The organism is Hymenobacter sedentarius, assembly GCF_001507645.1.
Taxonomy (GTDB): domain Bacteria; phylum Bacteroidota; class Bacteroidia; order Cytophagales; family Hymenobacteraceae; genus Hymenobacter; species Hymenobacter sedentarius.
The window spans coordinates 1407535-1420615 of sequence record NZ_CP013909.1; the positions used below are offsets into that span (position 1 = coordinate 1407535).

At 63.2% G+C, this 13081-nt stretch carries 1 protein-coding gene; it reads left to right on the forward strand.

What is annotated here, in order from left to right; translation table 11 throughout:
* The first annotated feature begins 290 nt into the window (after positions 1 to 290).
* Complete coding sequence (locus tag AUC43_RS05800; RefSeq protein ID WP_199243502.1) at positions 291 to 13007, forward strand: MBG domain-containing protein; 12717 nt, start codon at positions 291 to 293, stop codon at positions 13005 to 13007.
* Positions 13008 to 13081 lie beyond the last annotated feature (74 nt).

Genomic DNA, 13081 nt, shown 5'->3' on the forward strand with positions numbered 1-13081 from the left:
ATACATTTAACAGTGGCAACGTTTTTACGGCGCAACTGTCAAACCAGAATGGAACAACGTATGCAAGCACTCCTCCGGCTATTGGCACCGCGACAGGCGTAGCTAGCACTACTCCTTACACTATATCTGGCACAATACCTTCAGGGACTCTTTCCGGAACCTACGTTATTAGAATTCAATCTTCTAACAAGCAAGCGCAATCCCTTAACAGCGTAGCCATAATAGTCAACCCAGCAGCAAGCGTGAGCATCGCTGCAGCGCCCACAGGCGCTATTTGTGCGGGCACCTCTGTGAAGTTTACGGCCACGCCCACCAACGGCGGCACCACGCCGACTTATCAATGGAAGGTGAACGGTACGGCCATGAGTGGCGAAATCGCGAGCACGTTCACGAGCACTACACTGGCTAACAATGACGCTGTCACGTGTGTGATGACTTCCAATGCCCCATGTGCTACGGGAAGCCCAGCCACGAGCAATGGCATCACCATGTCGGTGACTTCCCAGCCGGTATCCGGCACCCTGACCAAGGGCTCTGGCGTAACGGGGGCTTCAGTGTGCGCGGGCACTTCGGTGTCGGCCACGGCGACGGCCGGTTCGGGCGGGGCGGGCACCACGGCCGATGTACTGCAGTACCGGTACGATGGCGGCGCTTGGCAAACCTACACTTCAACCGCTTCTCTAACCACCGCGGGGCACACCAGCGTTGACATCCAAACCTACCGGACGGCAACTGGCCCCGGGTGCACTTCGCCCTCCACCGCCGTAACAGTTGGCTGGACCATTACTCCAAACCCCACGGCTTACAATGTCACAGGAACCGGTAATTACTGCACGGGCGGGGCAGGCGTTCCCGTTGGGTTGTCAAACTCCGAAACGGGGGTCAACTATCAGTTAAAGAACGGAGCAACTAACGTAGGCTCAGCAGTAAGCGGTACGGGCGCTGCTATCACGTTTGGCAGTCAGGTCGCGGGAACCTACACAGTTGTTGGAACGAATGCCACCAGTGGTTGCTCAACCCCCATGACTGGTTCTGCCACCAGTACTGCGGTATCGCAGCCGGTATCCGGCACTTTGACAAAGGGCGCTGGCGTAACGGGGGCTTCAGTGTGCGCGGGCACTTCGGTGTCGGCCACGGCGACGGCCGGTTCGGGCGGGGCGGGCACCACGGCCGATGTACTGCAGTACCGGTACGATGGCGGCGCTTGGCAAACCTACACTTCAACCGCTTCTCTAACCACCGCGGGGCACACCAGCGTTGACATCCAAACCTACCGGACGGCAACTGGCCCCGGGTGCACTTCGCCCTCCACCGCCGTAACAGTTGGCTGGACCATTGCTCCAACTGTAGCGGTGAGCGTGGGCATCACGGCTTCTCCTTCGGGCACCATTTGCGCGGGCACGTCGGTGACCTTCACGGCCACGCCCACCAACGGGGGCACGGCCCCGGCCTACCAGTGGAAGGTGAACGGCACCGCTGTCAGCGGCGCCACGTCGGGCACGTTCACCAGCACCACGCTGGCCAACAACGACGCGGTGAGCGTCGTGCTGACCTCCAACGCGGCCTGCGCCACGGGCAGCCCGGCCACGAGCAGCCCCGTCACAATGACGGTGACGCCAGTGCCCGCGGCGCCGGTGCTGAGCGTGGTGGACAACTGCGGCAACTCGACGGTGACGGCCAAAGACGCGGCCGGCGCGCTGCTTACCGCCGGCACGCTGACGTGGAGCGACGCGGGCAGCGGCAACCCGCGCACGGTGACGGCGACCACGGCCCTGACGGCTACGCAAACGGTGGGCGGCTGCCCGAGCGTGGCCAGCAACTCCGTGACCCCGGCGCCGAAGGCGGTGCCCGCGGCGCCGACGGCTAGCGTAACACAGCAGCCCACGTGCACCACCGCCACGGGTACCATCACGGTCACGGTGCCGGCTCCGGCTCCGGGCATTAGCTACAGCCTTAACGGCACGGACTACACTAATACGAGCGGCGTGTTTTCAGGCCTGACGGCAAACACCACGTACAGCGTGACGGCCAAGAACAGCGCTGGCTGTGTATCCCCGGCTACCAGCCTCAACGTTGACGCCCAGCCCGCCACCCCGGCGGCGCCGACGGCGAGCGTGACGCAGCAGCCCACGTGCTCGAGTAGCACGGGCACGGTGACGGTGAGCTCGCCGGCCCCGGCCACGGGCATTACCTACAGCAACGACGGGACGACCTACACCAACACGAGCGGCGTGTTCTCGGGCCTGGCGGCGGGCAGCTCGTACAGCATCACTTACAAAATCGGCACGGGCTGCGCTTCACTGGCCGCCTCGGGCACGCTACAATCTCAACCCAGCGCACCAACTGCCACAATTACCACCACCACGCCAACAACCTTCTGCCAGGGCGGCAGCGTGTTGCTTAGCGCATCGACCGGCACAGATTACACCTACCAGTGGAACAAAGATGGTGCTGCCATCACGGGCGCCACAGCCGCCACGTATTCGGCCACGGCTAGTGGCAGCTACACCCTCACGGTAACCGCCAACGCTTGCCCGGCCACCTCGTCGGCTACTACTGTTACGGTTAACACCAACCCAACGGCTTTCACTGTAACCGGTGGAGGCCGTTTCTGCGCAGGCGGCAGCGGAGTAGCTGTGGGCTTGTCGAGTTCGGAAGCCGGTGTGAACTACCAGCTCAAGAACGGCACAGCCAATGTGGGCGCGCCAGTTGCCGGCACGGGTTCGGCCCTCGCCTTTGGCAACCAGACGGCGGCGGGTACTTATACGGTTCTGGCCACGGCAACAACCGGTAGCTGCTCTGCCCCGATGACCGGGTCTGTGGATGTTGATGCCTACACCCTGCCTACTGCAGTGCTTAGCGGCAGTGCCACAATCTGTGCTGGCGATAACACCACCTTGAGCGTGGCCCTTACCGGAACCGGCCCCTGGGCGCTGACCTATTCCGATGGCACAACCTCGTTCCCGGTTACCAATATTACGGCCTCGCCCTATACCGTGTCGGTAAGCCCAGGCAGTAGCAAAACCTATTCGGTAACGGCAGTTTCCGACGCTAATTGCACGGGTACTTCGCATACCGGCAATGCCGTTGTCACCGTGAACGACCAGCCCACTCTGAGCAGTGCTCTTACGGCTACTGTCTGCAGCAACACCGCATTTGCTTACACCGCTACCAGCACCGTTGCCGGCACCACCTTCAGCTGGAGCCGTGCCGCTGTAGCAGGAATTAGCAACGCAGCTGGTTCGGGCACTACGGCCGCAATCAGCGAAACACTGATTAACACGACGACTTCGCCCGTCACCGTCACTTATGTTTATACGTTAGCGGCCAACGGTTGCACCCATACCGGGAGCGTGGCTGTTGCAGTAAACCCACAGCCAAGCGCTGCCTTCTCTTATGGTGGCAGCTCGTACTGTAAATCTGGTGTTAATCCGACGCCAACCGTAACCGGAGCAACTGGCGGAACATTCTCCGCTGCCACCGGCCTGGCCCTGAATGCCAGCACGGGTGAAATCAACGTTAGCACCAGCACGGCAGGAACATATACCGTCACTTATACGGTGACTGGTACCTGCACGAATAGCGCAACGGCTACGGTTGCTATCACCAATGCTCCGATAGCAACATTCTCGTACGCATCTACTCCATATTGCTCCTCGGTCTCTTCTGCCTCCGCCACTCTCGCTTCGGGTGCCACGGCCGGTACTTTCACCGCATCCCCAGCAGGCCTGACCTTAAATGCCTCAACCGGAGAAATCACACCTGGCTCGAGTGCAGCAGGCACCTACACGGTAACCAACTCCATTGCTGCCAGCAACGGCTGTGCTGCTACTTCCGCCACGGCATCGGTAGTAATTAACCAGGTGCCCGCCATAGCTGCCGTAGGTCAGCCCTCGTCAACAACTACCACCTTTGGTGAGCCAGCCAGCTTTACCGCAACGGCTACTGGAACCGGTATTACTTACCAGTGGTACAAGGGCACAGCAGGTTCTGGTAGCCCCATTAGTGGCGCTACTGCTTCCACGTACTCAATTGCATCGGCCACCATGGCCGATGCCGGTGCATATTATGTAGTGGCTAGCGGTACTTGCTCCCCAGCGGTTACAAGTGCTGTAGCCACACTAACAGTTAATAAGGCTTCGGCCACGGTGACGCTGGCCGACCTGAGCCAGGAGTACACGGGTTCGGCCCTGGCGGCCACGGCCACCACGACGGCCACGGGCACGAGCACCTTCACCTTCACCTACACGCAAGGTGGGGTAACGGTTAGCAGCCCCACCAACGTGGGCGACTACTCGGTAACGGCCACGCTGCACAACGCCAACTACACGGGCACGGCCACGGGCACGCTCTCTATCACCCCGGCTTCGGCCACGGTGACGCTGGCCGACCTGAGCCAGGAGTACACGGGTTCGGCCCTGGCGGCCACGGCCACCACGACGGCCACGGGCACGAGCACTTACACGTTCGTGTATAGCCAAGGTGGGGTAACGGTTAGCAGCCCCACCAACGTGGGCGACTACTCGGTAACGGCCACGTTGCACAACGCCAACTACACGGGCACGGCCACGGGCACGCTCTCTATCACCCCGGCTTCGGCCACGGTGACGCTGGCCGACCTGAGCCAGGAGTACACGGGTTCGGCCCTGGCGGCCACGGCCACCACGACGGCCACGGGCACGAGCACTTACACGTTCGTGTATAGCCAAGGTGGGGTAACGGTTAGCAGCCCCACCAACGTGGGCGACTACTCGGTAACGGCCACGTTGCACAACGCCAACTACACGGGCACGGCCACGGGCACGCTCTCTATCACCCCGGCTTCGGCCACGGTGACGCTGGCCGACCTGAGCCAGGAGTACACGGGTTCGGCCCTGGCGGCCACGGCCACCACGACGGCCACGGGCACGAGCACCTTCACCTTCACCTACACGCAAGGTGGGGTAACGGTTAGCAGCCCCACCAACGTGGGCGACTACTCGGTAACGGCCACGCTGCACAACGCCAACTACACGGGCACGGCCACGGGCACGCTCTCTATCACCCCGGCTTCGGCCACGGTGACGCTGGCCGACCTGAGCCAGGAGTACACGGGTTCGGCCCTGGCGGCCACGGCCACCACGACGGCCACGGGCACGAGCACCTTCACCTTCACCTACACGCAAGGTGGGGTAACGGTTAGCAGCCCCACCAACGTGGGCGACTACTCGGTAACGGCCACGCTGCACAACGCCAACTACACGGGCACGGCCACGGGCACGCTCTCTATCACCCCGGCTTCGGCCACGGTGACGCTGGCCGACCTGAGCCAGGAGTACACGGGTTCGGCCCTGGCGGCCACGGCCACCACGACGGCCACGGGCACGAGCACTTACACGTTCGTGTATAGCCAAGGTGGGGTAACGGTTAGCAGCCCCACCAACGTGGGCGACTACTCGGTAACGGCCACGTTGCACAACGCCAACTACACGGGCACGGCCACGGGTGTGTTGAGCATCACCCCGGCTTCGGCCACGGTGACGCTGGCCGACCTGAGCCAGGAGTACACGGGTTCGGCCCTGGCGGCCACGGCCACCACGACGGCCACGGGCACGAGCACTTACACGTTCGTGTATAGCCAAGGTGGGGTAACGGTTAGCAGCCCCACCAACGTGGGCGACTACTCGGTAACGGCCACGTTGCACAACGCCAACTACACGGGCACGGCCACGGGCACGCTCTCTATCACCCCGGCTTCGGCCACGGTGACGCTGGCCGACCTGAGCCAGGAGTACACGGGTTCGGCCCTGGCGGCCACGGCCACCACGACGGCCACGGGCACGAGCACTTACACGTTCGTGTATAGCCAAGGTGGGGTAACGGTTAGCAGCCCCACCAACGTGGGCGACTACTCGGTAACGGCCACGTTGCACAACGCCAACTACACGGGCACGGCCACGGGTGTGTTGAGCATCACCCCGGCTTCGGCCACGGTGACGCTGGCCGACCTGAGCCAGGAGTACACGGGTTCGGCCCTGGCGGCCACGGCCACCACGACGGCCACGGGCACGAGCACTTACACGTTCGTGTATAGCCAAGGTGGGGTAACGGTTAGCAGCCCCACCAACGTGGGCGACTACTCGGTAACGGCCACGTTGCACAACGCCAACTACACGGGCACGGCCACGGGCACGCTCTCTATCACCCCGGCTTCGGCCACGGTGACGCTGGCCGACCTGAGCCAGGAGTACACGGGTTCGGCCCTGGCGGCCACGGCCACCACGACGGCCACGGGCACGAGCACCTTCACCTTCACCTACACGCAAGGTGGGGTAACGGTTAGCAGCCCCACCAACGTGGGCGACTACTCGGTAACGGCCACGCTGCACAACGCCAACTACACGGGCACGGCCACGGGCACGCTCTCTATCACCCCGGCTTCGGCCACGGTGACGCTGGCCGACCTGAGCCAGGAGTACACGGGTTCGGCCCTGGCGGCCACGGCCACCACGACGGCCACGGGCACGAGCACTTACACGTTCGTGTATAGCCAAGGTGGGGTAACGGTTAGCAGCCCCACCAACGTGGGCGACTACTCGGTAACGGCCACGTTGCACAACGCCAACTACACGGGCACGGCCACGGGTGTGTTGAGCATCACCCCGGCTTCGGCCACGGTGACGCTGGCCGACCTGAGCCAGGAGTACACGGGTTCGGCCCTGGCGGCCACGGCCACCACGACGGCCACGGGCACGAGCACTTACACGTTCGTGTATAGCCAAGGTGGGGTAACGGTTAGCAGCCCCACCAACGTGGGCGACTACTCGGTAACGGCCACGTTGCACAACGCCAACTACACGGGCACGGCCACGGGCACGCTCTCTATCACCCCGGCTTCGGCCACGGTGACGCTGGCCGACCTGAGCCAGGAGTACACGGGTTCGGCCCTGGCGGCCACGGCCACCACGACGGCCACGGGCACGAGCACCTTCACCTTCACCTACACGCAAGGTGGGGTAACGGTTAGCAGCCCCACCAACGTGGGCGACTACTCGGTAACGGCCACGCTGCACAACGCCAACTACACGGGCACGGCCACGGGCACGCTCTCTATCACCCCGGCTTCGGCCACGGTGACGCTGGCCGACCTGAGCCAGGAGTACACGGGTTCGGCCCTGGCGGCCACGGCCACCACGACGGCCACGGGCACGAGCACTTACACGTTCGTGTATAGCCAGAACGGCTCGCCAGTGTTGGCGGCCGACGTGAAGAACGTGGGCGACTACTCGGTAACGGCCACGTTGCACAACGCCAACTACACGGGCACGGCCACGGGTGTGTTGAGCATCACCCCGGCTTCGGCCACGGTGACGCTGGCCGACCTGAGCCAGGAGTACACGGGTTCGGCCCTGGCGGCCACGGCCACCACGACGGCCACGGGCACGAGCACCTTCACCTTCACCTACACGCAAGGTGGGGTAACGGTTAGCAGCCCCACCAACGTGGGCGACTACTCGGTAACGGCCACGCTGCACAACGCCAACTACACGGGCACGGCCACGGGCACGCTCTCTATCACCCCGGCTTCGGCCACGGTGACGCTGGCCGACCTGAGCCAGGAGTACACGGGTTCGGCCCTGGCGGCCACGGCCACCACGACGGCCACGGGCACGAGCACTTACACGTTCGTGTATAGCCAAGGTGGGGTAACGGTTAGCAGCCCCACCAACGTGGGCGACTACTCGGTAACGGCCACGTTGCACAACGCCAACTACACGGGCACGGCCACGGGCACGCTCTCTATCACCCCGGCTTCGGCCACGGTGACGCTGGCCGACCTGAGCCAGGAGTACACGGGTTCGGCCCTGGCGGCCACGGCCACCACGACGGCCACGGGCACGAGCACTTACACGTTCGTGTATAGCCAAGGTGGGGTAACGGTTAGCAGCCCCACCAACGTGGGCGACTACTCGGTAACGGCCACGTTGCACAACGCCAACTACACGGGCACGGCCACGGGCACGCTCTCTATCACCCCGGCTTCGGCCACGGTGACGCTGGCCGACCTGAGCCAGGAGTACACGGGTTCGGCCCTGGCGGCCACGGCCACCACGACGGCCACGGGCACGAGCACCTTCACCTTCACCTACACGCAAGGTGGGGTAACGGTTAGCAGCCCCACCAACGTGGGCGACTACTCGGTAACGGCCACGCTGCACAACGCCAACTACACGGGCACGGCCACGGGCACGCTCTCTATCACCCCGGCTTCGGCCACGGTGACGCTGGCCGACCTGAGCCAGGAGTACACGGGTTCGGCCCTGGCGGCCACGGCCACCACGACGGCCACGGGCACGAGCACTTACACGTTCGTGTATAGCCAGAACGGCTCGCCAGTGTTGGCGGCCGACGTGAAGAACGTGGGCGACTACTCGGTAACGGCCACGTTGCACAACGCCAACTACACGGGCACGGCCACGGGTGTGTTGAGCATCACCCCGGCTTCGGCCACGGTGACGCTGGCCGACCTGAGCCAGGAGTACACGGGTTCGGCCCTGGCGGCCACGGCCACCACGACGGCCACGGGCACGAGCACTTACACGTTCGTGTATAGCCAAGGTGGGGTAACGGTTAGCAGCCCCACCAACGTGGGCGACTACTCGGTAACGGCCACGTTGCACAACGCCAACTACACGGGCACGGCCACGGGTGTGTTGAGCATCACCCCGGCTTCGGCCACGGTGACGCTGGCCGACCTGAGCCAGGAGTACACGGGTTCGGCCCTGGCGGCCACGGCCACCACGACGGCCACGGGCACGAGCACCTTCACCTTCACCTACACGCAAGGTGGGGTAACGGTTAGCAGCCCCACCAACGTGGGCGACTACTCGGTAACGGCCACGTTGCACAACGCCAACTACACGGGCACGGCCACGGGTGTGTTGAGCATCACCCCGGCTTCGGCCACGGTGACGCTGGCCGACCTGAGCCAGGAGTACACGGGTTCGGCCCTGGCGGCCACGGCCACCACGACGGCCACGGGCACGAGCACTTACACGTTCGTGTATAGCCAAGGTGGGGTAACGGTTAGCAGCCCCACCAACGTGGGCGACTACTCGGTAACGGCCACGTTGCACAACGCCAACTACACGGGCACGGCCACGGGCACGCTCTCTATCACCCCGGCTTCGGCCACGGTGACGCTGGCCGACCTGAGCCAGGAGTACACGGGTTCGGCCCTGGCGGCCACGGCCACCACGACGGCCACGGGCACGAGCACCTTCACCTTCACCTACACGCAAGGTGGGGTAACGGTTAGCAGCCCCACCAACGTGGGCGACTACTCGGTAACGGCCACGCTGCACAACGCCAACTACACGGGCACGGCCACGGGCACGCTCTCTATCACCCCGGCTTCGGCCACGGTGACGCTGGCCGACCTGAGCCAGGAGTACACGGGTTCGGCCCTGGCGGCCACGGCCACCACGACGGCCACGGGCACGAGCACCTTCACCTTCACCTACACGCAAGGTGGGGTAACGGTTAGCAGCCCCACCAACGTGGGCGACTACTCGGTAACGGCCACGCTGCACAACGCCAACTACACGGGCACGGCCACGGGCACGCTCTCTATCACCCCGGCTTCGGCCACGGTGACGCTGGCCGACCTGAGCCAGGAGTACACGGGTTCGGCCCTGGCGGCCACGGCCACCACGACGGCCACGGGCACGAGCACTTACACGTTCGTGTATAGCCAAGGTGGGGTAACGGTTAGCAGCCCCACCAACGTGGGCGACTACTCGGTAACGGCCACGTTGCACAACGCCAACTACACGGGCACGGCCACGGGCACGCTCTCTATCACCCCGGCTTCGGCCACGGTGACGCTGGCCGACCTGAGCCAGGAGTACACGGGTTCGGCCCTGGCGGCCACGGCCACCACGACGGCCACGGGCACGAGCACCTTCACCTTCACCTACACGCAAGGTGGGGTAACGGTTAGCAGCCCCACCAACGTGGGCGACTACTCGGTAACGGCCACGCTGCACAACGCCAACTACACGGGCACGGCCACGGGCACGCTCTCTATCACCCCGGCTTCGGCCACGGTGACGCTGGCCGACCTGAGCCAGGAGTACACGGGTTCGGCCCTGGCGGCCACGGCCACCACGACGGCCACGGGCACGAGCACTTACACGTTCGTGTATAGCCAGAACGGCTCGCCAGTGTTGGCGGCCGACGTGAAGAACGTGGGCGACTACTCGGTAACGGCCACGTTGCACAACGCCAACTACACGGGCACGGCCACGGGTGTGTTGAGCATCACCCCGGCTTCGGCCACGGTGACGCTGGCCGACCTGAGCCAGGAGTACACGGGTTCGGCCCTGGCGGCCACGGCCACCACGACGGCCACGGGCACGAGCACCTTCACCTTCACCTACAAACAAGGAAGTGTGGTGGTAGCCAGCCCAATCAACGCAGGTACTTACGACGTCGTAGCCACGCTGCACAACGCCAACTTCACGGGCACGGCTTCGGGCAAGTTCACTATTGCCAAAGCCAGCGCAACGCTGGCCCTGGTTACTAGCAGCTTAAGCCAGCAATACGACGGGACGGCCAAGACCGTAGTCTTCACCACGGACCCGCTTGCGCTCAACGGGGTCACGGTGACCTACGACGGCTCGGCCACGGCGCCGACGGCCGCTGGCTCTTACCCTGTGGTTGCTTCGCTGACCAACGCCAACTACACGGCCGCGCCGGTGACGGGCACGCTGGTGATTGGCAAGCGCAATGTTACTGTTGCAGCTTCTGTTGGACAGACCAAGGTTTACGGCACTGCAGACCCAGTGTTGACGTATATTGTGACCAGTGGCAGCTTGGTGGGTTCAGATGCCTTCATTGGCTCGTTAACGCGGGCCAGCGGCGAGAACGTGGGTAGCTACGCCATTACCCAAGGCAGCTTAGGACTCAGCGCTAACTATATTCTGAGCTTCACAGGCAATACGTTCTCTATCACGGCCAAGGCGCTGACGGCCACCATTACGGCCAGCAACAAGGTGTACGATGGCACCCGGACGGCGACGGTTGCTCTGGGTTCACTGACCGGCGTGGTTGGCAGTGATAAGGTGGGGGCAACAGCCAGCAACGGCCTGTTTGCCGACGCCAACGTGGGCACGGGCAAGACGGTTACGGCCAGCATTGCCCTGACCGGTACGGCCGCTGGCAACTACAGCGTCAACGCCACCGCCACGACCACGGCCACCATCACGGCCAAGGCGCTGACGGCCACCATTACGGCCAGCAACAAGGTGTACGATGGCACCCGGACAGCCGACGTGATTTCTGCTCTGGCAAAAAACAGCGGTGTGATTTCCGGCGATGATGTAACGCCAACAGCCAGCAACGGCCTGTTTGCCGACGCCAACGTGGGCACGGGCAAGACGGTTACGGCCAGCATTGCCCTGACCGGTACGGCCGCTGGCAACTACAGCGTCAACGCCACCGCCACGACCACGGCCACCATCACGGCCAAGGCGCTGACGGCCACCATTACGGCCAGCAACAAGGTGTACGATGGCACCCGGACGGCGACGGTTGCTCTGGGTTCACTGACCGGTGTGGTTGGCAGTGATAAGGTGGGGGCAACAGCCAGCAACGGCCTGTTTGCCGACGCCAACGTGGGCACGGGCAAGACGGTTACGGCCAGCATTGCCCTGACCGGTACGGCCGCTGGCAACTACAGCGTCAACGCCACCGCCACGACCACGGCCACCATCACGGCCAAGGCGCTGACGGCCACCATTACGGCCAACAGCAAGGTGTACGATGGCACCCGGACGGCGACGGTTGCTCTGGCTTCGCTGACCGGCGTGGTTGGCAGTGATAAGGTGGGGGCAACAGCCAGCAACGGCCTGTTTGCCGACGCCAACGTGGGCACGGGCAAGACGGTTACGGCCAGCATTGCCCTGACCGGTACGGCCGCTGGCAACTACAGCGTCAACGCCACCGCCACGACCACGGCCACCATCACGGCCAAGGCGCTGACGATAACGGCAAACCCAGCCACTCGGCAGTACAGCGACCCGAACCCAGCATTTACTGGTACATACAGCGGGAACGTAGCCGGGGAAGTATTCGTGGTGAGTGGTACAACGCTAGCTACTACCACTAGCGCACCAGCCTCTTACACGATTACTCCCACTGTGAGCGGGGCGACGCTGAGTAACTACATTCCTAGCGTAGTCACCAATGTGCTCACAGTAACTCCGGAAGATGCTCGGGTCAGCTACACGGGCCCCACTGCCGTCTCTACTGGTAGCACTACTGCATCGAAAGTGAATGTGGTCTTGTCTACTAACGTGTTTGACATCAGCGCCGTGTCGAATGACGCTAGCTATGATGCAAATGCTGGCAATATTAGCAACGCGAAGGTTACGTTCATGCTTCGCACTACCGCTAAAAATGGTAGCGTCACCAGCACTGACCTCGGTACGGTATCAGTTACGCTGATAAATAACACCGACCCAACCAAGGGCACGGCCAGCTTCACGTGGAGTGTAGACCTTGGCTCCGCTAACTCGGCTACCTACACTATCGGCACTCGGGTAAGTAATTACTATACCCGCAACTCGAGCTCCGACGACGTGACAGTGAAAGTGTACAAACAGGGCTTTGCTCTTGCTGCAAACGAGCCCCAGAGCTCGCCGACTTCTGCTCCCGCACAGACAGCAAGCACTCAGCTCAATGCTACTACTAATGAGCCAGCTACCAACCTGCTGGAAATCTACCCGAACCCCATGGCTGAGCAGGCCACCATCCACTTCCATACGGTGAAAGGTGGCAAAGCTCAGGTGTACCTCTACAACCAACTGGGTGAATTGGTAACCACGGTTTACAACGCCGAAGTTGAAAGTGGCCGCGAATACTACCTGCCGCTCTCGAGAGAGAACATTGCGGATGGGGTGTACTTCTGCCGCATGATTACGAATGGCAAAGTGGTAAACCAGCGCATTACCATCATGCGGTAGCGGAGGTTACTTGAGTAGCTAAGCTATTCGCTTAAAAAGGCAGCCAGGATATTCCTGGCTGCCTTTTTCGTTGC